Origin of the sequence: Undibacterium sp. Rencai35W (genome assembly GCF_049340185.1) — a bacterium.
Classification (GTDB): domain Bacteria; phylum Pseudomonadota; class Gammaproteobacteria; order Burkholderiales; family Burkholderiaceae_D; genus Undibacterium.
Genome location: NZ_JBMPPC010000009.1, coordinates 114308 through 137834, shown reverse-complemented (window position 1 = coordinate 137834; position 23527 = coordinate 114308). Strand labels below are relative to the sequence as shown.

General features: G+C 52.2%; 22 protein-coding genes. 21 read left to right on the top strand and 1 reads right to left on the bottom strand.

Annotated elements, in window-relative coordinates; translation table 11 throughout:
• Positions 1-125: 125 nt before the first annotated feature.
• Positions 126-1196 (bottom strand): MBL fold metallo-hydrolase, encoded by a 1071-nt coding sequence (locus ACO0K3_RS17920; protein WP_422986965.1) that lies wholly within the window; start codon positions 1194-1196, stop codon positions 126-128.
• A 211-nt stretch (positions 1197-1407) separates the two neighbouring features.
• On the opposite strand from ACO0K3_RS17920, the gene ACO0K3_RS17915 reads away from it, so the two are divergent.
• From ACO0K3_RS17915 to ACO0K3_RS17815, 21 genes are all read left to right on the top strand, one after another.
• Positions 1408-1800 carry a MerR family transcriptional regulator gene (locus ACO0K3_RS17915; protein WP_422986963.1) on the top strand — a complete coding sequence of 131 codons (393 nt, stop codon included), beginning with the start codon at positions 1408-1410 and terminating at the stop codon, positions 1798-1800.
• A 146-nt stretch (positions 1801-1946) separates the two neighbouring features.
• Positions 1947-2402 carry a PaaI family thioesterase gene (locus ACO0K3_RS17910; RefSeq protein ID WP_422986961.1) on the top strand — a complete coding sequence of 152 codons (456 nt, stop codon included), beginning with the start codon at positions 1947-1949 and terminating at the stop codon, positions 2400-2402.
• Positions 2403-2506: 104 nt separating this feature from the next.
• Complete coding sequence (locus tag ACO0K3_RS17905; protein WP_422986959.1) at positions 2507-3691, top strand: isovaleryl-CoA dehydrogenase; 1185 nt, start codon at positions 2507-2509, stop codon at positions 3689-3691.
• Positions 3692-3852: 161 nt separating this feature from the next.
• Complete coding sequence (locus tag ACO0K3_RS17900; RefSeq protein WP_422986957.1) at positions 3853-4794, top strand: pyridoxal-phosphate dependent enzyme; 942 nt, start codon at positions 3853-3855, stop codon at positions 4792-4794.
• A gap of 41 nt (positions 4795-4835) precedes the next feature.
• Entirely contained in the window at positions 4836-6668 is a 1833-nt protein-coding gene (aceK, locus tag ACO0K3_RS17895) for a bifunctional isocitrate dehydrogenase kinase/phosphatase (RefSeq protein ID WP_422986955.1), read from the top strand.
• A 69-nt stretch (positions 6669-6737) separates the two neighbouring features.
• A complete protein-coding gene (locus ACO0K3_RS17890; protein WP_422958711.1) occupies positions 6738-7919 on the top strand; it encodes an acetyl-CoA C-acetyltransferase in 1182 nt (393 codons plus the stop codon).
• A 149-nt stretch (positions 7920-8068) separates the two neighbouring features.
• Positions 8069-8737: an SDR family oxidoreductase gene (locus ACO0K3_RS17885; protein WP_422986953.1), complete on the top strand. Its 669-nt coding sequence runs from the start codon at positions 8069-8071 to the stop codon at positions 8735-8737.
• 26 nt (positions 8738-8763) lie between these two features.
• Positions 8764-9906 (top strand): acyl-CoA dehydrogenase family protein, encoded by a 1143-nt coding sequence (locus ACO0K3_RS17880; RefSeq protein WP_422986951.1) that lies wholly within the window; start codon positions 8764-8766, stop codon positions 9904-9906.
• A 72-nt stretch (positions 9907-9978) separates the two neighbouring features.
• Complete coding sequence (locus ACO0K3_RS17875; RefSeq protein ID WP_422986949.1) at positions 9979-10383, top strand: rhodanese-like domain-containing protein; 405 nt, start codon at positions 9979-9981, stop codon at positions 10381-10383.
• Between the two features lie 6 nt (positions 10384-10389).
• On the top strand, positions 10390-10803 hold the full coding sequence (locus ACO0K3_RS17870; protein WP_422986947.1) for a YchJ family protein: 414 nt from the start codon (positions 10390-10392) through the stop codon (positions 10801-10803).
• Positions 10800-12422: a carboxyl transferase domain-containing protein gene (locus tag ACO0K3_RS17865; protein ID WP_422986945.1), complete on the top strand. Its 1623-nt coding sequence runs from the start codon at positions 10800-10802 to the stop codon at positions 12420-12422. The genes ACO0K3_RS17870 and ACO0K3_RS17865 overlap by 4 nt, the downstream gene beginning before the upstream one ends.
• Before the next feature lie 148 nt (positions 12423-12570).
• Positions 12571-13425: a dienelactone hydrolase family protein gene (locus ACO0K3_RS17860; RefSeq protein WP_422986943.1), complete on the top strand. Its 855-nt coding sequence runs from the start codon at positions 12571-12573 to the stop codon at positions 13423-13425.
• Between the two features lie 2 nt (positions 13426-13427).
• The gene (locus ACO0K3_RS17855) at positions 13428-14213 is read left to right on the top strand and encodes an enoyl-CoA hydratase/isomerase family protein (protein ID WP_422986941.1); all 786 of its coding nucleotides are present in this window, start codon (positions 13428-13430) and stop codon (positions 14211-14213) included.
• Positions 14210-14743, top strand: coding sequence for a DUF1569 domain-containing protein (locus tag ACO0K3_RS17850; RefSeq protein ID WP_422986939.1), 534 nt, complete (start codon positions 14210-14212; stop codon positions 14741-14743). The genes ACO0K3_RS17855 and ACO0K3_RS17850 overlap by 4 nt, the downstream gene beginning before the upstream one ends.
• A 242-nt stretch (positions 14744-14985) precedes the next feature.
• Positions 14986-16338, top strand: coding sequence for an adenosylmethionine--8-amino-7-oxononanoate transaminase (gene bioA, locus ACO0K3_RS17845; protein WP_422986937.1), 1353 nt, complete (start codon positions 14986-14988; stop codon positions 16336-16338).
• Positions 16335-17558: an 8-amino-7-oxononanoate synthase gene (bioF, locus tag ACO0K3_RS17840; protein ID WP_422986935.1), complete on the top strand. Its 1224-nt coding sequence runs from the start codon at positions 16335-16337 to the stop codon at positions 17556-17558. The genes bioA and bioF overlap by 4 nt, the downstream gene beginning before the upstream one ends.
• A 68-nt stretch (positions 17559-17626) precedes the next feature.
• On the top strand, positions 17627-18346 hold the full coding sequence (gene bioD, locus ACO0K3_RS17835; RefSeq protein WP_422986999.1) for a dethiobiotin synthase: 720 nt from the start codon (positions 17627-17629) through the stop codon (positions 18344-18346).
• 10 nt (positions 18347-18356) lie between these two features.
• Positions 18357-19385, top strand: coding sequence for a biotin synthase BioB (gene bioB, locus ACO0K3_RS17830; RefSeq protein ID WP_422986933.1), 1029 nt, complete (start codon positions 18357-18359; stop codon positions 19383-19385).
• Positions 19386-19419: 34 nt separating this feature from the next.
• Positions 19420-21417, top strand: coding sequence for an acetyl/propionyl/methylcrotonyl-CoA carboxylase subunit alpha (locus ACO0K3_RS17825; RefSeq protein WP_422986931.1), 1998 nt, complete (start codon positions 19420-19422; stop codon positions 21415-21417).
• A 57-nt stretch (positions 21418-21474) separates the two neighbouring features.
• The gene (locus tag ACO0K3_RS17820; protein ID WP_422986929.1) at positions 21475-22404 is read left to right on the top strand and encodes a 2-hydroxyacid dehydrogenase; all 930 of its coding nucleotides are present in this window, start codon (positions 21475-21477) and stop codon (positions 22402-22404) included.
• Position 22405: 1 nt separating this feature from the next.
• Positions 22406-23320 (top strand): hydroxymethylglutaryl-CoA lyase, encoded by a 915-nt coding sequence (locus ACO0K3_RS17815; protein WP_422986927.1) that lies wholly within the window; start codon positions 22406-22408, stop codon positions 23318-23320.
• Positions 23321-23527 lie beyond the last annotated feature (207 nt).

The following is a 23527-nucleotide window of genomic DNA, read 5'->3' as shown; positions in this document are numbered from 1 at the left end:
GTAGCGCTTCGTAGCATTTTGCAGCGTCTCATCGTAACGATGTCGCCTCAGTTCAGTTAATCCTGAATATCCTGATCGTCTATAAGAGTCGTTAAGGGAGTCCCGTGTCCGGTCCGCAATCTGGGCTAAACACGGATAAACCGCAGGATGCCGTCAGCACCAAGTTCACGACGCAACACGCCGTCAAACCACAGCTTGTGCAGATGGGCCAGCGCTTCGCCCATGGCGAAGGTGATCTGATGCGCATCGAGCGGGCGGCGGAACATGACAGGTACGATGTCGGCAGCGGATTGCAGCGTGACACAGACGTCAACTACTTCGGCCAGACGGTCGCGGTGATGGTCGTTGAGTTGCTGAATCCTGGTGTGTAAACCGCGAAAGGGTTTGCCATGGGATGGCAGGATCAGCACGTCCTCGGGCAACGATGCATATTTCGCCAGCGAGTCCAGATACTGTTGCACCGGATTGGCTTCCGGTTCGATCGCGAATACCGAGACATTGGTCGAGATCCGCGGCAGTACCATGTCGCCAGCGATCAGCAGACCTAAATCTGCGCAATACAGCGAAGCGTGTTCTGGCGAATGTCCAAAACCAGTGATCACCTGCCAGTCGCGCCCGCCAATGCGTACGGGTCGCCCCTCCTGCATGCGGTGATAAGCGGTCGGCACCGAGGGGACCAGCGTGGTGTAATAGCTTTTGCGCTCCTGAATTTTTTCCTGCATGTCAGTGACCATGCCGTGTTTTTTAAAGTGCGGAAACATGGCGCTCCCGTCTGCACCCGGCAAGCTCGCCGACATCATGCGTGCAAACGCATATTCTCCTGCTGTCATCCACAACGGTGCCTGCCAGCGACTGCAAAGCCAGTCCGCCAGCCCGACATGATCAGGGTGACAATGCGTCGCAATCACCCGGACGACCGGCAAGCCGCGCAGCCCTGCATCGGGATTGCCGAACAAACTCTCCCATGCCGCACGCGTCGCATCGCTGGAAATCCCGCAATCAACCAAGGTCCATCCACGTACCGATCCATGCTCGTTTTCATATACATCTTCGATCAGCCACAAATTAATGTGATTCAGCGCAAACGGTAAGCCCATCCTGACCCATAGCACACCGGGGGCGATTTCTGTGGTCTGCCCGAGCTCAGGCACATGCTCACCGAGCGGGTAGTCGAGTTGCAATTCCAATGGATTCATCGTGGTACTTTCACTAGGTAGTGCTTTGCTAAGTTGAGGGCGTACACAGCCGCCACAGAATGTCCTACAATGCGATTTTGCCTGATTTGACGTTTACGTAAACGGCATTTGTGACGCATTGTGCACATCACGAGCCTGAATTTTGCAATGCCCAGGTTCGCTTTGTTTCGCCCCAGATTGTAATCAACTATTTACTTCCTTGTTTCTGCCTATGGCCACCTACACGATTACAGAACTCGCCAAAGAATTCGATATCACCCCGCGTGCAATTCGTTTCTACGAGGATCAGGGTTTGATTAGCCCGACGCGCGACGGCCCGACCGGCCGCAATCGCGTGTATACCGCCCGTGAACGCACGCACCTGAAGCTGACCTTGCGCGGCAAGCGGCTCGGTCTCAGCCTGTCCGATATCAAGAGTCTGGTCGATATGTACGGTTCGCCCAAGGATACCGAAGTGCAGTTGCAAAGTTTCTTGCAGGTACTGGCACGGCATCGGGCGGCGCTGGAGCAGCAGCGCGAGGATATAGAGATCATGCTGGCTGAAATCAGTGCCCACGAGGAAGAAAGTCAGCGTTTATTGGCTGAACAGGCAGGTGGCAAGTAAAACTACGATAAGCCTTGTGCCGATTTGATTGACGTTTACGTAAACGTCAATTTAACGTATGATTTTCAGACTCATCAGCGCACCTTGCCTGTACGTCGGCACTGTGCCACTGAACTACCCTGATTTTCACCGCTATCAGAGGATGTATGGACCAATTGACAACACCCGCAGCCCTGGATCACACGCTCGCTTTTATGCTGCTGGAAAGCTTTAACAAGCAAGGCGCCCTGACCTCATGGGATGCGCGCCTGACCAGTATGATGCCCGGCGCCTGTGAAATTGTTGTGCCGATGAGTAGTAAAGTAAGTCAGCAGCACGGCTATTTTCACGGTGGTGTGATGGGCGCCTTAGCCGATGCGGCAGGCGGCTATGCGGCGAATACCTTGCTGATGCCAGTAAGTGAGTGCTTAACTGCTGAGTATAAAATCAACATCATGTCGCCCGGTATTGGCGACACCCTGATCGCCCGCGGTAAGGTCGTCAAGGCAGGAAAAACGCTGGTCGTTTCTAGTGCAGAACTCTTTGTCGTCAATCAGGGAAAAGAGAAACTCTGCGCCGTTATGCAGCAGACTTTATTTGTAATTCCCAGGGAGAACTCCTGACATTGACTGAGCGCAGGGGATGTAGTCCCGGAAAATGCGTCATCAGCAGCGCCCGGAAGCGTAATATGAAGTACAACAACTTTTAATAATGAAGTGAGGATGACATGCTCCATCTACCAGGTTTGACTTTTGATCACGGCGAAGACATCGCCGCTCTGCGCGAGACAATTCAACAATTTGCCGCCGCCGAAATCGCCCCACGTGCTGCTGAGATCGACCGCAATGACCAGTTTCCCATGGATCTGTGGCGCAAAATGGGCGACCTCGGCATTCTGGGCATCACCGTCGGCGAAGAATATGGCGGCGCGAATATGGGCTATCTCGCCCACATCATCGCCATGGAAGAAATTTCCCGCGCTTCTGCATCGGTCGGCTTGTCCTACGGCGCGCATTCAAATTTGTGTGTGAACCAGATCAAACGCAACGGTAGCGAAGAGCAAAAACAAAAATACCTGCCAAAACTGATCTCCGGTGAACATATCGGCGCGCTCGCCATGTCCGAGCCAAACGCCGGTTCCGACGTCGTCAGCATGAAATTGCGCGCCGATTGGAAAGGTGATCGCTGGGTATTGAATGGCACCAAGATGTGGATCACGAATGGTCCTGACGCCGATGTGCTGGTGGTCTACGCGAAAAACGATCTGGAAGCAGGTCCACGCGGCATGACGGCTTTCCTGATCGAAAAGAATTTCAAGGGATTTAGCATTGCGCAAAAACTCGACAAGCTCGGCATGCGCGGTTCTCACACCGGTGAACTGGTATTCCAGGATTGTGAAGTGCCCGCAGAAAACGTCCTCGGCGGTCTGGGTAAAGGCGTGAATGTCTTGATGTCCGGCCTGGATTTCGAGCGCACCGTCTTGTCCGGCGGACCGCTGGGCATCATGCAGGCTTGTATGGATGCAGTCGTTCCTTACGTGCATGACCGCAAGCAGTTCGGTCAGCCGATCGGCGAATTCCAGTTGATGCAAGGCAAACTCGCCGATATGTATTCCACCATGATGGCGTGTAAGGCTTATGTCTATGCGGTCGGTCAGGCATGTGATCGCGCCACCAATCCCGAGCAAATCCGTGCCCTGCGCAAAGATGCCGCCGGTGCGATTTTGTACTCTGCAGAAAAAGCGACCTGGATGGCGGGCGAAGCGATCCAGACACTGGGCGGTAACGGTTATATCAATGAATATCCGGTAGGACGCCTGTGGCGCGATGCCAAGCTGTATGAAATTGGCGCAGGTACCAGCGAAATTCGTCGTATGCTGATTGGCCGTGAATTGTTTGCTGAAACGAAGTAAGTTCGTGAAGCTCTTTCCTGCTTACGAGAGCGGGAAGAGCATCACGAGAGCGTTTGCACGCATATTTCTCCAGCCTCTAGTGAAGTTCTAGCGAATTTCCAGAGAAATACAGCGCAGCACATCAACCAATTGCCAATTATTTATTGTCTATCGCCGATCACATGACGCCTTTGCACATATCAACACCTTTGCTGCAGCATCGTAGCCTGTCGGTTCAGCTCGACAAAGCGGTCTGGTTGAAAATGGAAAACACACAGCCCTCCGGTTCATTCAAGCTGCGCGGTATCGGCTTGCTGTGCCAGCGTGCGGTGGCCAAAGGCGCGACGCATCTGGTCTGTCCGTCGGGTGGCAATGCTGGATTTGCCGCCGCTGTTGCGGGTGCAGCTTTAGGTGTTCGCACCACCATCGTCGTGCCGCACACGACACCGGACAATGTACGTCAGGCGATTCGTGCTATCGGTGCCGAACTGATCGTCGAAGGCAAGCAATGGGATGACGCAAATCAACTTGCTCTTGCTATGTGTCAGGACCCTGCGGCGGTGTATATCCCGCCTTTCGATCATCCCGATATCTGGGACGGCAACGCGACCTTGATTGATGAAGTTGTGAATGCTGGCCATGTATTTGATGTCGTTGTTTGCTCAGTCGGCGGTGGTGGACTGATGAGTGGTGTGGTGCAAGGCTTGCAGCGTAATGGTCTGGCACATATTCCCGTGATAGCGGTTGAAACAGACGGTGCGGCCTCTTTGCATGCAGCCGTGCAGGCCGGTGAGCTGGTCACCTTGCCGGCGATCACATCGGTTGCCAGTACGCTGGGTGCCCGTCGGGTCGCACCGCAAGCGTTTCAGTACACGAAAGAACATGAGATAACGACGGTGACCGTCACCGATGCGCAGGCGATCCATGCTTGCCTGCGCTTTGCCGATGATATGCGTGCGCTGGTGGAGCCTGCTTGCGGTGCTGCATTGGCGGTGGCTTATCAGAATTTACCGGTTTTGGCGCAATACCAACGTCCTTTGATGATTGTGTGTGGCGGAATGGGGGTAGATCTGGCGAACTTGGCGAAGCTAGGTACACTAGCGCTTAGCCCATCACTAACATGAGCATGATGAGCTACCCTTTTTAATCTGCCAGCCGAGTCGCCATGCCCCAAGTCGCCTTCCCTAAACTGTTGTCATCCCAGATTGCGTTCGATATTGCCCGCATGATCATGGATGGCTTCGACAAGCATTACCGCTTGTTCCGCGCATCGAGCCAGACGGCCAAGCGCGATTTTGAATCAGGCGACTGGAAGGCTGCACAAAATGCGGCGAGAGAGCGTATCGGTTACTACGACAAGCGTGTAAAAGAGTGTGTGCAAAGTCTGGAAGATGAGTACGATGAAGACGATCTGACCGACGAAGTTTGGCGCGAGGTCAAACTGCATTACATGGGGTTGCTGATCGATCATCTGCAACCTGAGCTGGCCGAGACTTTTTACAATACGGTCTGTACCAAAATGCTGCACCGTAATTATTTTCATAATGACTTCATCTTTGTACGTCCCGCCGTATCGACCGAATACATCGAAAACAAAGAGACGCCGCCGACCTACCGCGTATATTACCCGGCTACTGATGGTCTGCATTACACGCTGAAACGTATCGTCACGAATTTCCAGCTCAAAGCGAATTTTTCTGATCTTGACAGAGACATCGGCTTCGTCGCCGAGCGTCTCACGGCCATCTTTGGCAACGATAAGATCGAACCCAATCATCAGATTCAGGTACTGGCGAATTTATTCTTCCGTAATAAGGGTGCCTATATTGTCGGTAAAGGCATCAACGGCAACAAAGAATATCCGTTCGTCGTCCCCATCCTGCATAACCGTAAAGGCGAACTGGTACTGGATACCGTCTTATTCGACAATATCCAGATCACGGTCTTGTTCTCATTTACCCGCGCTTATTTCATGGTTGATATGCTGGTGCCGTCGGCCTATGTCCAGTTTATCCGCAGCATTTTGCCGAAGAAACCACGCAGCGAAATCTATACGATTCTGGGTTTGCAAAAGCATGGCAAGAATTTGTTCTACCGCGACTTTTTACATCATCTCAAATATTCATCTGACCGCATCGAGGCCGCACCGGGTATCCGCGGCCTGGTCATGCTGGTATTTGCTTTACCGTCGTTTCCGTATGTGTTTAAGCTGATCAAAGACAGTTTTCCGCCACCGAAAGAGACTACCAAAGCACTGATCAAAGAAAAATACCAGCTCGTCAAAAATCATGACCGTGTCGGCCGCATGGCAGATACGCTGGAGTATTCGGACGTGGCATTTCCACGTGCCCGTTTTTCGGATGAATTGCTGGCAGAGATCAAGCAATTTGCCCCGTCGATTTTGGAAGAAGATGACGATGAAATCATCATCAAGCATCTGTACATTGAACGTCGCATGGTGCCGCTGAACATCTTTCTGACCGAAGCAGAAAAGCGCGGTGATGATGCGGCTATCGAGCACGGCATAGCTGAATATGGCAATGCTATTAAGGAACTGGTCGCAGCGAATATTTTTCCTGGGGATATGCTGTACAAAAACTTTGGCGTGACCCGTCACAGCCGTGTCGTGTTTTACGATTACGATGAGATTGAATACATCAGCGATTGTAATTTTCGCGTGATCCCGCAGCCGCGTAATGAAGAAGACGAAATGTCCGCAGAGCCTTGGTATCCGATCGCTAGGAATGATGTGTTTCCTGAGCAGTTCGGCACCTTCTTGCTTGGCAATACCAAGGTGCGCCAGTATTTCATGAAGCACCATGCGGATCTGCTGACGGCAGATTACTGGCAGACCCGTAAAAAACGCATCATGGAAGGCAAGGTCGATGACGTTTTTCCGTATCCGCAAGAAGTGCGTTTCAGCCACGCCAGCGCGTATCCGGGACACCAGACGACGACAGCCAATGCGCAGAAGGCTGCCGGAACTACTAATGATTAAGAATGTATAAATTGCTTACATTAACCGCATTGACCCACTCGAATTTTTGACTATTTTTTGGAGACAAACATGAATGATCCTATCGTTATCGTCGGTGCTGCACGCACTCCTATGGGCGCGTTTCAGGGCGATTTTTCCTCACTGACAGCCAGCCAGTTAGGTGCAGTCGCTATCAAGGCGGCAGTTGAGCGTTCCGGTGTCAAACCGGAACTGGTTGAAGAAGTCCTGTTCGGTAACTGCCTGATGGCAGGCCAGGGACAAGCGCCAGCGCGTCAGGCGCTGCTGGCCGCGGGTTTGCCGATGTCTACCGGTGCGGTTACCTTGTCAAAAATGTGCGGCTCCGCGATGAAAGCAACCATGATGGCGTTCGATTCCATCAGTGCGGGCAGCAATGACGTGGTAGTAACAGGCGGTATGGAATCCATGACCAACGCGCCGTATCTGATTCCTAAAGCACGCGGCGGCTACCGCATCGGTCACGGTCAGATTTTTGATCATATGATGCTTGATGGACTGGAAGATGCCTATGACAAAGGCCGGTCGATGGGAACGTTCGCTGAGGATTGTTCTGCAAAATATCAGTTCAGTCGTGAAGAACAGGATGCCTTTGCGATCGCGTCAGTTAAACGTGCGCAGGCTGCAACTGCGGATGGTTCTTTTGCCTGGGAAATTGCACCCGTCACCGTATCTGGTCGCGGCGGAGACGTGATCATCGACAAAGATGAAGGCCCGCTCAAAGCCAAGCTCGACAAAATTCCTGCATTGAAACCAGCATTTAAAAAAGACGGCACTATCACTGCTGCATCGTCCTCTTCGATCAACGATGGTGCTGCTGCACTGGTATTAATGCGTGAATCAAAAGCCAAAGAACTCGGCCTGACACCGATCGCCAAAATCCTCGGTCACGCCAGCCATGCACAAGAACCAGGCTGGTTCACCACAGCACCCATTGGCGCGATTGAAAAGCTGTATAAAAAAATTGGCTGGACAACCGCTGATGTCGATCTGTTCGAAATCAATGAGGCCTTCGCCGCAGTACCAATGGCGGCAATGAAAGACCTCGGTATTTCTCATGACAAGGTCAATGTACACGGTGGTGCCTGCGCGCTCGGCCATCCTATCGGCGCATCCGGTGCCCGTATCGTGATTACCCTGATCGGCGCCCTGAAGAAACAAGGTAAAAAACGCGGCGTCGCATCGCTATGTATCGGTGGCGGTGAAGGTACGGCGATGGCGATCGAGTTGGTGTAAAACGGCTATATTACATTCAATTTCCGAAAAGCATAGTGAGAGTTTCGCCCCACTCTATCTATCGGGAATTGAATCAATTTATGCGCGAACTTAGGTATTAAATTCCGCATAAAAATAATTGTTCACGGTTCAAATAAAAGTAGATAACTATGCCTACAGCACTCATCCTTGGCGCGTCACGCGGTATCGGTCACGAACTGGCCCTGCAATATAAGGCCGCCGGATGGCGCGTGATTGCCACTGCACGTAAAGCTGTCGATCTGTCCGCCTTGCAAGCCCTGGGCTGTGAGGCCATGCCTTTGGATGTGACGAATATTAATGACTGTGGTGGCCTCGGCTGGCGGCTCGATGATGAAAAAATCGACGTCGCTATTTTGAATGCTGGTGTCTATGGCCCGCGCACGACGGGCTTGCAGACACCGCATGACACGCAATTTGATGAAGTGATGCATACCAATGTGCTGGCGGCGATGCGGATATTGCCGATGGTGTTGCCGCTGGTTGAAAACGCTGGTGGTCGCCTTGCCGTGATTTCATCCATGATGGGCTCCATTAGTGAGCGCAACGGTAGCCACGGCTGGTTATATCGCGCCAGTAAAGCTGCTTTGAATTCTGTGCTCAAGGATGTGTCTTTGCAGACGCAACAGGCAATTTGTGTAGCGCTGCATCCGGGGTGGGTCAAAACAGAAATGGGCGGTATCGGTGCTGAACTTACTGTGGAAGACAGTGCGCAAGGAATACGCAAAACACTGGCCGGTCTGCACGCCGACGACAACGGACAATTTTTTAATTACAACGGTTCCAGCCTGAGCTGGTAACTAACAACAGAACCACGAGACAGAGTATGTTACTAACGCCAGAACACGAAATGATACGCGATGCCATTCGCGCCTTTGCCCAGGAAAAATTAGTACCAAACGCCGCGCGCTGGGATAAGGAACATCATTTCCCTGCCGCAGAATTAAAAGAACTCGCGCAGATGGGCGCGTATGGCGTAGCTGTGCCGGAGGAACTCGGCGGTGCAGGTATGGATTATCTGTCTCTGGCGCTGGTACTGGAAGAAGTTGCTGCCGGTGACGGCGGCACCTCCACCGTGATCTCGGTCAACAATTGTCCCGTATGCAGTATCGCCATGATGTATGCGAACGACGCCCAAAAAGAGCAATGGTTACGCCCCTTGGCTAGCGGTGACATGCTCGGCGCATTTTGCCTGACAGAGCCGCATGCAGGCAGCGATGCCTCCGAGCTACGTACGACAGCAAAGTTGGAAAAAAGCGAAAAGGGTAACGAATACGTACTCAATGGCGTCAAGCAATTCATCACCAGCGGCAAACATGCGGACGTCGCTATTGTCATGGCAGTTACGGACAAAGCTGCAGGTAAAAAGGGTATCAGCGCCTTCTGGGTGCCCACCAATACACCGGGTTACATCGTCGCCAGTCTGGAACAAAAAATGGGCCAGCATTCTTCCGATACGGCGCAAATCCTGTTCGAGAATTGTCGTATTCCAGCCGAGAATTTGATTGCTGAAGAAGGCATGGGTTACAAAATTGCCTTGTCCGGTTTAGAGGGTGGTCGCATCGGGATCGCCTCGCAATCAGTCGGCATGGCACGCGCCGCATTTGACGCCGCTCTGGCGTATGCCAAAGATCGTACCAGTTTTGGTAAAGCGATTTTTGATCATCAATCGGTACAGTTCAAGCTTGCCGATATGGCGACCCAGATCGAAGCTGCCCGTCAATTAATCTGGCACGCGGCAAGTTTAAAAGATGCCGGTAAGCCTTGCCTGAAAGAAGCGGCGATGGCGAAATTGTTTGCATCTGAAATGGCAGAAAAAGTCTGCTCCGATGCAATCCAGATTCACGGTGGCTATGGCTATGTTAGCGACTTTCCGGTCGAACGAATTTATCGCGATGTGCGGGTTTGCCAGATCTATGAAGGTACCTCGGATATTCAAAAAATTCTGATTGGACGGGCGCTGGCGTAACGATAGGCTAGGGTGCGCTATGCGCACCGGTGGAGTTGCCTGGTGCGCATAGCGTACCCTAAGGAGGTATAGATGAAAAAAGGCTACAAACAATTAGTCGACGAAGCCAGCGCACAGATCACGACCTATAGCGTTGCTGAGGCACAGGCTAAGCTGACTGATCCTCATGTGCAGTTCATTGATATCCGCGATGTTCGTGAATTGGAGCGTGAGGGCATCGTCCCCGGGGCTTTTCATGCGCCACGCGGCATGATTGAGTTTTGGATTGACCCTGATTCTCCGTATTTCAAACCGGTGTTCGGTGAGCGTAAAGAGTTCATATTTTTTTGTGCCGCAGGCTGGCGTAGCGCGTTGACGACCAAGACTGTCCAAGATATGGGCTTAGAGAACGTCGCGCATATTGATGGTGGCTTCAGCGCATGGAAAGCGGCAGGCGCGCCAGTGGCGACCAAGCCAGCAAAGAATGAAAGTAAATAAATCAGTATGAAGGTTTTGTGTCCCTGTGGTTCAGGAAAAGAGTTTGAACATTGTTGTGCGCCATTTTTAACTGGAACAGCGATCGCGCCGGATGCTGAGGCCTTAATGCGCTCACGTTACTCGGCTTACACTCTGGGCGACGAGGCTTACCTGCGTGTTACCTGGGATGTGCGTACTTGTCCTGCGGAACGGATAGTCCATGATGATCCGACGCAATGGCTGGGCCTGGAAGTCAAAAAATATGCGCTGGATACAGGTAAGACAGACAGCGCCACCGTAGAATTTGTGGCGCGTTACAAAATAGGCGGGCGAGCACATCGCCTGCATGAAGTAAGCCGTTTTTCACGAGAAGATGGCAAATGGTTTTATGTGGATGGCAACTTCCCGACCAAAGACGATAAGAAGAGAAAAGACAAATGACGACCTTAGATTCCAAACTGAATAGCCGCTCTGAAGACTTCAAGGCGAATGCCGCTGCGATGCAACGCGTGGTCGATGACTTAAAAGAAAAAATTGCCAAAATCGCTCTCGGTGGCGGTGACGAGGCGCGCAAAAAACATTTGGCACGTGGCAAATTATTGCCACGTGACCGCGTACAAATGTTGCTTGACGCGGGGACGCCGTTTCTGGAATTTTCTCAGCTTGCGGCTTACGACATGTATAAGGAAAAAAACGATATCGATGCTGCACCGTCAGCGGGTGTGATTACCGGTATTGGCCGGGTGTCCGGGCAAGAATGCGTTATCGTCTGTAATGATGCGACGGTCAAAGGCGGTACTTACTATCCGATGACGGTAAAGAAGCATTTACGTGCACAAGAAATCGCTGAGCAAAACAATTTGCCGTGTATTTATCTGGTCGATAGCGGTGGAGCAAACTTACCGAATCAGGATGATGTATTCCCGGATCGTGATCATTTCGGCCGCATCTTTTTTAATCAAGCAACGATGTCTGCTAAAGGTATTCCGCAGATTGCCGTCGTGATGGGTTCGTGCACTGCGGGCGGCGCGTATGTCCCGGCGATGAGCGATGAATCGATTATCGTGAAGAATCAGGGAACGATTTTTCTCGGCGGTCCACCCTTAGTCAAAGCCGCAACCGGCGAAGTCGTCAGTGCCGAAGACCTTGGCGGTGGTGATGTCCACACGCGTCTGTCGGGCGTGGTCGATCACCTGGCACAAAACGATACTCACGCTTTGTCAATGGCGCGTACCATCGTCTCAAATCTGAACCGTCAAAAGCCAGCTAGTGTCGTATTGAAAGACGTCGAAGAACCAAAATTTCCCGCACAAGAATTATATGGCGTGATCCCGGTGGATACCCGTAAGCCATTTGATGTGCGGGAAGTCATTGCACGTGTGGTTGACGGCAGTCATTTTGATGAATTCAAGGCGCGTTATGGCACCACCTTAGTTTGCGGTTTCGCACATATCCACGGCATGCCGGTGGGTATTATCGCGAATAACGGTATTCTTTTTTCTGAGTCTGCCTTAAAGGGTACGCACTTTATTGAGCTATGCTGCCAGCGTAAAATCCCCTTGGTATTTTTGCAGAATATCACCGGGTTCATGGTCGGGCGCAAATACGAGAACGAAGGCATTGCCCGCAACGGTGCAAAGATGGTGACTGCTGTCGCCACGGCCAATGTACCAAAGTTCACTGTCATTATCGGCGGTAGTTTTGGTGCCGGTAACTACGGCATGTGCGGTCGCGCTTTCTCTCCACGCTTTATGTGGATGTGGCCAAATGCACGTATCTCCGTCATGGGGGGGGAGCAAGCCGCCAGCGTTCTGGCGACCGTTAAGCGCGACGGTATCGAAGGTAAAGGCGGCAGCTGGACGGCGGATGAAGAAGCCGCTTTCAAACAGCCCATCAAAGAACAATATGAGCATCAGGGACATCCGTATTACGCCTCGGCACGCTTGTGGGACGACGGCGTTATTGATCCGGCAGACACGCGGATGGTCTTGGGATTAGGTTTGTCAGCCGCATTGAATGCGCCTATTCCTGATGTGAAATTTGGCTTGTTCAGGATGTAAATTTATAGCTGCTTGCTTATTTCTGTAAATGATTTGACAGTATGAAGAAAGCTTAACGAGAGAAGTGTGTCAGGCACTACTAATGTTTATATTTGTCAGAGTTTCAGAAAATCATGAAATCGACTGAGCCTAAAAAAGAGTGGGCAGAATGAATCAGAAATATTTATTGGCGATGTGCTCGTTACTTCTCGTGTCATCGTCGCTGTTTGCAAGCCAGATCAGCGAACAAACGGTACAGATTCCAATGCAGGTAAAGGGATTCTGGGGTACGAAGGAGGTGACCTTGGAGGCGACAGAATTTAAGCCTGAGGGTACAGGGCCTTTTCCGTTGCTATTGATTAATCACGGTAGCCCGCGTAATCCGGCAGACCGGATCAACCTCAGTGGGCGCTATCCTGCGCAATCGCGGGCGATGGCCAATGAGGGCTTCGTTGTATTGAATCCAGTACGGCGTGGTTATGGCAAATCTACAGGCCCCTGGGCAGAAAATTATTTCTCCTGTTCTTCACCTGCTTATAAAGAAGCTGGCCTGGAAACAGCTAAAGATATTGAAGCGGCGATCGAGTATGCCAAAAGCAAACCATATATTGATGTATCAAGGATCGTATTAGTAGGTCAGTCGGCTGGTGGTTTCGGCGTTCTGGCACTGGCAAGTCAAAATCTCCCAGGTGTCATTGGGGTTGTCAATTTTGCTGGAGGACGTGGTTCGCAAAATGCCGATACAGTATGCAATCCTGAGCGCTTGTATCAGACGTTTGCAGAGTTTGCTGCAACGACCAAAGTTCCTATGTTGTGGTTCTATGCACAAAATGATCACTACTTTGGTCCTGCGATTGCTAGTCGCCTACATCAGGCTTACAAAGAGAAATCAGTTGATGTGACGTTTATTACTCCAGCTCCATTCGGAGATGATGGACATGCTTTTTTTAGTAATGGAAAAAACGTCGAGGGCTGGAAAACTGATGTGATGTTATTTATCCAAAAAATTGGAGCACTTAGATAAACATGGATTATCAGTCTTTACAATTAAATAGATTAGCCGCGATAGCGACTGTGACTCTCAATCGTCCCGACGTCCGCAACGCCTTTAATGAAACAACGATTGCCGAAATCACGCAGGTATTTCGTGAGCTCGATGCCGATGCCACGATCCGTGCTGTGGTACTGGCAGCGAATGGCCCGGCGTTTTGTGCAGGTGCTGACCTGAACTGGATGAAGAAGATGGCTGGTTATTCGCATGCGGAAAACATTGCCGATGCGGGGCAACTGGCCGAGATGTTGCGCACGATTTATACCTGTAGCAAACCAGTGGTTGCCAAAGTGCAGGGTGATTGCTACGCGGGCGGGATGGGATTGGTTGCTGCCTGCGATATCGTGGTCAGTGCAGATGGTGCGAATTATTGTTTAAGTGAAGTCAAGCTTGGTTTGATTCCAGCGACGATTTCTCCCTACGTGATTAAGGCGATGGGAGAAAGTGCGGCGCGGCGGTATTTCATCACGGCGGAGCGTTTCAGCGCGGCAGAAGCGCATCGGATCGGCTTCGTACATGAACTGGTCAGCGCGGAAACGCTTGACGAAAAAGTTGCAGAGATCGTTAAGTCGCTGGTGTCAAACAGTCCGAATGCAGTGAGGCAGGCAAAGCGTCTGGTGCAGGAGGTTGCCAGTCGTGAACTCACCGGTGAACTGATTGCCGCAACAGTTGAAGGCATCGCCCATATACGCGCATCGGAAGAGGGGCGCGAAGGTGTCCGTTCATTCTTAGAAAAACGCAAACCAGGATGGCTACTATGAAAAAGAGACGCTTATTGACAGGTGCGGTCGCCCTCACTGCGGTCGCCGCATTGGGGTTAGCGACCTATCGTAAATCAACTGTGGAAATCACCTCAATTGCCGCGATGCTGACGCAGTTAGAGGCGCTGAAGTCGCCTGACTCAGTGACGAAATTAGTCGCCAAAACGGGTTGGGCACCGTACAAAGTATTCGTGCATCTGGCGCAAAGTATTCAGTATTCGATGACCGGCTATCCGGAGATGAAGCCCAAGTTATTTCAGCATACCGCTGGCAGCGCCGCCTTCTATGCGTTTTCGGTAGCCGGAGCGATGCGTCATAATCTGACCGAGCCGATTCCGGGTGCGCCAGCGATTGCCGATACAGGTAATGTCAGTGAGGCGATTGATCTGGTGATCACGGCGTTGCAAGCGTTTCAGAGTTATAACGGTGAATTGCATCCACACTTTGCCTATGGTGTATTGAGCAAGACAGAGTTTGCAAACGCGCATGTGATGCACATCGAGAATCATCTTAAGGAAATTCAGTTTTAACCCGATTGGTGACATCGATTGTTGGCGACTGGTAACTGGCAGTTGCATCGTTATGCTTAAGCGGTATTTCGTATTCTGATTTAAAGGGTTTTTTAGTAATTTTAGTAATTTTAGTAATTTTAGTAATTTTAGTAATTTTAGTAATTACGATGAGAATGCCTAGTATTTACGCGGGTGTTAAGTCAAAAATGGCTGGAAAAGCCCGTAAAATGTGCGGGTTTCAAAAGTAGTCTGGAGTAAATTTGAATAATCAACAAGACTGGGTCGCACGTAGCCTGCAGCATGTATGGCATCCATGCACTCAGATGCAGCATCATTCCAGTGCCAATCCTGTGCCGCTGATTCCTGTCAGTCATGGTCGCGGTGCATGGCTCTACGACATGGAAGGTAAGCGCTATCTCGACGCGATTAGCTCGTGGTGGGTGAATTTATTTGGTCACGCTAATCCTCGCATCAACGCAGAACTCAAGGATCAACTCGATAAACTCGAGCATGCGATGCTCGCTGGTTTTACGCATGAGCCGGTGATTCAGTTATCAGAAAAATTAGCAGCGCTTAGTAACCACGCCTTGGGTCATTGCTTTTACGCATCCGACGGTGCGTCGGCGGTCGAGATCGCCTTAAAGATGAGTTTCCATGCATGGCGTAATGGCGGTCAAACAGAGAAGCAAGAATTCATCTGCATCAAAGGTAGTTATCACGGTGAGACCGTGGGTGCACTGGCAGTCACCGATGTCAGCCTGTTTCGCGAAGCCTATGGCCCGATGTTGCAACGAGCGCATGTCGTTGCCTCACCTGATGCCCGTCTGGCGCAAGCGGGAGAAACAGCTGCCGATGTCGCATTGCGTGCTGCCGCCGATCTTGAGCGTGTCTTGCAAGAGCGTGAGGGCAAAATTGCTGCCGTGATTATTGAGCCGCTGGTGCAGTGTGCGACTGGCATGGCAATGCACGATCCGGTGTATCTGCGCCGTTTGCGCGAATTATGCGACCAGTATCAGGTACATCTGATTGCCGATGAAATCGCTGTCGGTTGTGGCCGCACCGGTACTTTCTTTGCCTGTGAATCTGCGAGTATCTGGCCTGATTTTTTATGCCTGTCCAAAGGCATTAGCGGTGGCTATTTGCCTTTGTCTCTGGTGATGACGACCGATACGGTGTATCAGGCTTTTTATGATGCAGATATGCGCCGTGGTTTTTTGCATTCGCATTCGTACACCGGCAATCCATTGGCCTGCCGTGCTGCTCTGGCGACGCTGGCAATTTTTGACGACGACCAGGTACTGGAAAAAAATCGCATCAAGGCAAAAGCGATTAAAGACGCTTTTGCTGACATGAACGATGATCCGCGAGTGAGCCATATCAGACAGCAGGGCATGATCTTCGCATTTGATGCGGTGGTGGATGATGCTGCGCAGGCAGCGACTTTTTCACGCCGATTTTTTGCTGCGGCCTTAAAGCAGGAATTGTTATTGCGCCCGATTGGTCGCACTGTATATCTGATGCCGCCGTACATTCTCGATCCGCAAGAAATCACCTTGTTAGCGTCAAAAACGATGCAGGTGTTTAATGATGTCATGAATGAGGTGGCGGTATGAGTCAACGTTTACTAAGCCAATTACGCGATGAACTGGATGTGCTGGATGCCAAACATCTGATTCGTCGTCGTCGCACGGTTGAGACCGCATCGGCACCCGCATTGCGCGCTGATGGCCGGGACTTGCTCGCGTTTTGCAGCAATGATTATTTAGGATTGGCAGCGCATCCGGCGATTATCGCTGCTGTGCAAGAGGGCGCAAGTCTGTACGGCGTGGGTAGCGGTGCGTCGCACCTGATCAGCGGACATAGCCGCGCGCATGCGCTGCTGGAAGATCGTCTTGCTGAATTTATCTCACCCTATATCGATCATGCGCGTGCCCTGTATTTTTGTACCGGATATATGGCAAATCTTGCGGTCATCAGTGCACTGGCTGGCAAAGATGCCGCCGTGTTTTCAGAGGCTTTAAATCATGCCTCATTGATAGACGGTGCCCGCTTATCGCGTGCTGCAGTCAAAGTATTTCCGCATAGAGATTACCTAGCGCTGGAGCAGATGCTGAGAGAGTCGACCTCGACTACCAAGGTCGTTGTCACCGATAGCGTGTTCAGTATGGATGGCAATGTCGCTGATCTGCCTCCCTTGCTCGCCCTGTGCGAGCGTTACGATGCCTGGCTGATTGTTGATGATGCGCATGGTTTTGGTGTGCTTGGTGACCATGGTCGTGGCGTGCTGGAACACTTTAATTTGCGCTCACCGAATCTGGTTTACATGGGCACACTAGGCAAAGCCGCAGGTGTCGGCGGAGCGTTTGTCGCCGCGCATACCACGGTGATTGAATGGCTAGTGCAAAAAGCCCGTCCTTACATTTATACCACCGCCGCACCGCCTGCACTGGCGCATGCGCTGCTGACTAGCCTCGACATCATCAGCGGTACCGAAGGCCAGCAGCGTCGTCATAATCTGCAACAGCTGATTGCAAGTTTCCGTCAAGGCTTGCGCTTGCCTAGCTGGGAGTTGATGCCTTCAGATACCGCGATACAACCTATCGTGATTGGTGACAATGCGATGATGTTAAAGGTAGCGGCGGATTTGCTGGAGCAGGGGATCTGGGTCGGTGCAATTCGTCCGCCTACCGTGCCGGTCGGTTCAGCACGGCTGCGTATCACCTTGTCGGCATCCCATACAGAGACGCAAGTGATGCAGTTAGTCGATGCCCTGAATACACTGGACGCACAAAATGGCAGCGATCTGGCGATGAATCTGGTGGAGACAGCGTGAGTAGAGAGCTAAATGCCGAACTAAATGCCAGGGTAAATACCAGCGTAAATACCAGCGTAAATACCGATATAAATAAGAATGGGCATTTACGTCAGCATGACTATTTTGTGACCGGCACCGATACCGAGATTGGCAAGACACTGGTCAGCAGCGCTTTGCTGCATGCGATGACGCAGCAAGGCTGGCGCAGTGCTGGCATGAAGCCCATCGCTGCCGGTGCAGACTTGCGTGAGGGAATACTGCACAACGACGATGTCGATTCGCTGCTGGCGGCATCCTCGGTGCGTGCGCCGCTGGAATTAGTTTGTCCGTATCTGATGCAGACACCTGCTGCACCGCATATCGTGGCGCAGCGTGAGCACGTGACGATTTCTTTGCCGCATATTCGTGCTTGCTACCAGCAATTGACGACGCAGGCAGATGCCGTTGTGGTGGAAGGCGTCGGTGGTTTCTGTGTACCGCTGACTGCGCAGCACGACACTGCCGATATGGCACAGCAACTGGGTTTGCCAGTGATTCTGGTTGTGGGCTTGCGCCTGGGCTGTATTAATCATGCCTTGCTGACGGCGCAAGCGATTGCTGCGCGCGGTTTAAGGCTGGCAGGTTGGGTCGCGAATACCGTCGATCCGGACATGCTCTACCTTGCTGATAACATAGCGGCTTTACAGATGCGATTATCCGCACCTTTATTAGGACAGATACCGAGATTAGATGCATCCCCACCGGATGCAGACGTAACGATGGCGCAGCGTGCTGCCGCGTATATCGATGTGAATTTATTGAAGTGAAGGAAGACTCATGCAAGCCAAAGAACAAACACAACAAGCGGTTCAATTTCAAGCACCAGTCAAAAAAATCGAAGCCGATACCTGGCCAGTAGATGATGTCTTGGCCTTATTTGATTTACCGTTTAATGATTTGATGTTTCAGGCGCAGACAGCGCATCGCGCAAACTTCCCGAATGCCGATATCGAGCTCGCGACTTTGTTGTCGATCAAAACCGGCGGTTGCGAAGAAGATTGCGGTTACTGCCCGCAAGCAGCACGTTATGATACCGGCGTCGAAGCTAAAAAAATGCTCGACGTGCGCGAAGTCTTAGATGCCGCCAAAGCCGCACGTGAAAACGGCGCAACCCGTTTCTGTATGGGCGCAGCATGGCGTTCGCCGAAAGACCGCGACATGGAAAAAGTAGAAACCATGGTGCGCGAAGTCAAAGCCATGGGATTAGAAACCTGCGCGACTTTAGGCATGCTGAAAGAAGAACAGGCGCAGCGTCTCGCCGATGCGGGGCTTGATTACTACAACCATAATCTGGATACCGCCCCTGAGTTCTACAGCAATGTGATTTCTACCCGCGATTATCAGGATCGGCTGGATACACTTGGTCACGTGCGCAGTGCCGGACTCAAGGTTTGCTGCGGCGGCATCGTCGGTATGGGCGAATCACGCCGCCAGCGCGCTGGTCTGATTGCGCAATTGGCAAACCTCAATCCGTATCCTGAATCCGTACCGGTCAATCATCTGGTGCAGGTAGAGGGCACACCTCTGCATGGTCTCGATCCGCTCGATCCTCTGGAATTTGTCCGCACCATTGCGGTAGCCCGCATCACCATGCCAAAAGCTCGCGTACGCTTGTCAGCCGGTCGTCGTCAGATGGGGGAAGCCGTACAGGCGATGTGCTTTCTGGCGGGTGCCAATTCGATTTTTTATGGCGATAAACTACTGACCACGCAAAATCCTGAGGCCGAAGATGACCGCGTCTTGCTCGACAAATTGGGTTTGAAAACCCGGGGCAAGGTCGAAGCCAAAACAGGTAGTTGCAGTTAAAAAAACAGAAAAAAATCCAACAGGGGTTAGAGACATGTTCACCAAAATACTCATCGCCAACCGTGGCGAAATCGCTTGCCGTGTCGCTGCTACCGCACGCCGCATGGGCATCAAAACCGTCGCTGTATACTCCGAAGCTGACGCGAATGCGAAACATGTGGCCGTCTGCGACGAAGCAGTCCTGATCGGACCTGCTCCCGCTAAAGAGAGCTATCTGCGTGCTGACAAGATTATCGAAGTCGCCTTGGCAACGGGCGCGCAAGCGATCCATCCGGGCTACGGATTTTTATCCGAGAATAGCGAATTTGCTGAGGCCTGCGCCAAAGTCGGTATCGCCTTTATCGGCCCACCGGCTTCGGCGATTGAAGCGATGGGGAGTAAATCTGCCGCTAAATCATTAATGGAAAAAGCCAATGTGCCGCTGGTGCCTGGCTATCATGGTGACAATCAAGACGCCGATTTTTTGCAAGCAGAAGGTGACCGCATCGGCTACCCGGTCTTGCTTAAAGCCAGTGCTGGTGGCGGTGGCAAAGGCATGCGCGTGATTGAAAAATCTGCGGACTTCAAAGATGCGCTCGCCTCTTGCAAACGTGAGGCGATTAACTCCTTTGGTGATGACAAAGTCCTCGCCGAAAAATATCTGCAACGCCCTCGTCACATCGAGATCCAGGTATTCGCCGATACGCATGGCAATTGCGTCTATCTGTTTGAGCGCGATTGCTCGGTACAGCGTCGCCATCAAAAAGTATTAGAAGAAGCACCCGCGCCAGGGATGACCGCAGAGCGCCGTGCTGCTATGGGTGAGGCCGCCGTCGCCGCTGCAAAAGCGGTGGGTTATGTCGGCGCCGGTACAGTGGAATTTATCGCCAATCAGGATGGTTCTTTCTACTTCATGGAAATGAACACCCGCTTGCAGGTTGAACATCCCGTGACCGAGATGATCACCGGTACGGATTTGGTTGAATGGCAATTGCGGGTTGCCGCAGGTGAGCCACTGCCCTTGCTACAGCCGGCATTACGTATCCATGGCCATGCGATTGAAGCACGCGTCTACGCCGAAAATCCTGAAAAAGGCTTCTTGCCATCGATCGGCACTTTGCGTCATGCCCGCACACCCGCCGCAGTACATTTTGAACTTGGTGGCAGCGCCGATCCGGCGGCATTCCGTATCGACAGCGGTGTACGCGAAGGCGATACGATTTCCCCTTTTTACGATCCGATGATCGCCAAGATGATCGTCTGGGGCAAAGACAGAACTGAAGCACTGGCTCGTATGGCACAGGCGTTGTCGCACTACCAGATCGTCGGCTTGTCATCGAACATTGCCTTTTTGTCGCGCCTGATCGGCAGCAAAGCCTTCTCTGGTGCGGATCTCGATACAGGTTTGATCGAGCGTAATCAGGATGAATTATTTCCGGCACCGGTCGCCGCATCGCTGACGACACTGGCGCTGGCAAGCGTGTCACTGGTGTTATCCGAACAATCTCAAGGCAGTGATCCGTGGCAAAGCAGTCAGGGTTGGCGCATGAATAGTCAATTGCAACGCGCTTTGCAATTCACCGAAGAACACCAGACGCATGATGTCCTGCTGACTTATCTGGCGGATGGCTGGCAGGTCCAGACGGGGAGCGTAGTCGCTCAGGTCAAACTTGGTTCTGCGACCGAGAATGATCTGGTCTTGACAATCGCTGACCAGATGGTCACGGGCACGGTGGTACGCGATGGCGAACATTTCCATGTCTTTAGCCGTGGCGTACATACCGACCTGCATTACCACGATGCCCTCGCCCACGCGGGCGAAGCCGAAGCCGAAGGCGGCCGCCTCACGGCACCGATGCCAGGCAAAATTGTTGCTGTGCTGGTCAGTGCAGCGCAAGAAGTTAAAAAAGGCGACGCCTTATTGATCATGGAAGCCATGAAGATGGAACACACTATCGCCGCACCGCATGACGGCGTAGTGGATGAGGTGCTGTACGCGATCGGCGATCAGGTCGCAGAGGGCGCGCCTTTGCTAAGTTTCAAACAGGACTAAGCTGATTTTCAGAACCCTCTCCCGCTTGTGGGAGGGGAAATATTACGGCTATCGAATATGAAAATTATTTTCCACGCCACCGGCGGCAATCCTGATCATTGGTTGCACAGCCTTAATCTCGCACTTCCGCAACACGACATCCGCGTCTGGCATGAAGACGATACTGCGCTTGCTGATTATGCCATTGTCTGGAAACCGCCTGCCGCGATGTTGGCAGGGCGCAGCGATTTAAAAGGGATTTTTAATCTCGGCGCCGGAGTGGATGCAATTTTGCAGTTAGGCGATGCCTTGCCAGCCGGTGTGCCGGTGATTCGTCTCGATGATGCCGGTATGGGCATACAAATGGCGGAGTATGTCAGCCACGCAGTGTTGCGGTATTTCCGGCGTTTTGATCGCTACGATCAGCTGCGCGACGCCCAGCAATGGCGGTTTTTGAAGCCGTTTGAAAAAAGCGATTTCAGTGTCGGTGTATTAGGACTCGGTGTGCTGGGACAGCGCATCGTCGATGCGATCGCCCATTTTGGTTTTCCGCTCCATGGCTGGAGCCGCACGCAGAAACATATTTCCGGCGTTACTTGCTATGCCGGGACAGACGGCTTGGATGCTTTTTTACAAGCATCGCGCGTACTCGTTTGCATCCTGCCTTTGACCGAAGATACACAGGGTATTTTGCATCGCGAGAACCTGCAAAAGTTACCTAAGGGTGCTTATCTGATCAATGTCGCACGCGGTGCGCATGTGGTCGAAGAGGACTTGCTGGCACTGGTACGAGAGGAGCACATCGCAGGCGCGACCCTCGACGTATTTCAGCAAGAGCCACTGCCTGCCGGACATGCGTTCTGGTCCGAGCCACGCATCAGTATTACCCCGCATATCGCTGCACTCACCCTGCGTGACGAAAGCGCAAGACAGATCGCCGACAAGATTCAGGCACTGCAACAAGGTCAGGCGATCAGCGGTATCGTCGATGCATCGAGAGGATATTAATATGACGACCAGCTTACCCAAACAAGTCAAAATCGTTGAAGTCGGTCCACGTGATGGCCTGCAGAACGAAAAAGAAAGCATTCCCGCCGACGTCAAAATCGCACTGGTCAATCGGCTCACCGATGCCGGTTTCAGCAATATCGAAGCCGCCTCATTTGTCTCTCCCAAATGGGTGCCACAGATGGCAACCTCGGCCGAAGTCATGGCAGGCATCCAGCGCAAGCCCGGCGTGATCTACTCGGTACTCACGCCAAACATGAAAGGCTTCGAAGCAGCGCTCGCTGCCGGTGCTGACGAAGTAGTGATCTTTAGCTCGGCCTCTGAAGCCTTCGCACAAAAGAACATCAATTGCTCGATCGCCGAATCGATAGACCGTTTCCGCGACGTCGCACTAGCTGCCAAACAAAACAAGATCCGCCTGCGCGGTTCGATCAGCTGCTCTTTCGGTTGCCCGTATCAGGGCGAGGTTGATCCCGCCAGCGTCGCCGACGTGGTCAAGCGCTTGCGCGATCTGGGTTGCGATGAAATTGACATCGCTGACACCATCGGCGTCGGCACTGCTCGTCAGGTACAACATGTGATGCAACTGGTCGCGCAGGACTTTCCGCTAGCTAGTTTATCGGGACATTTTCACGATACCTATGGTCAGGCTTTGGCAAATATTTACGCGAGTCTGGAAGCCGGTATTTCAATTTTCCATTCATCTGTTGCAGGCCTGGGTGGCTGTCCGTATGCGAAGGGGGCGACCGGTAATGTGGCGACGGAAGATGTGCTGTTTATGATGCAGGGCTTGGGGATTGCTACGGGGATTGATTTAAATGCGGTGGTGGATGCCGGGCAGTTTATCTCCGGGCATTTGGGTAGGAAGGCGGTTAGTCGTGCTGGGAATGCTATTGCGGCGAAGAGAGCTGGATGAAGCTAGAGCGTTAACACTGGACACGAGTAGCGTCATTTCCGCAGTAAATTTTTCTTATACATTGCTCGCTCCAAAGCGGGTTGTAGTCGTATGGTGCGCCGTGCGCACCGTTTTTTCGCTGAATTACTGATGCCGTCTGCCTGGGTTGCCGGCCGGTGGTAGACCGGCGGCTACGTACTTTTCTTGCTTCGCCAAGAAAAGTACGCA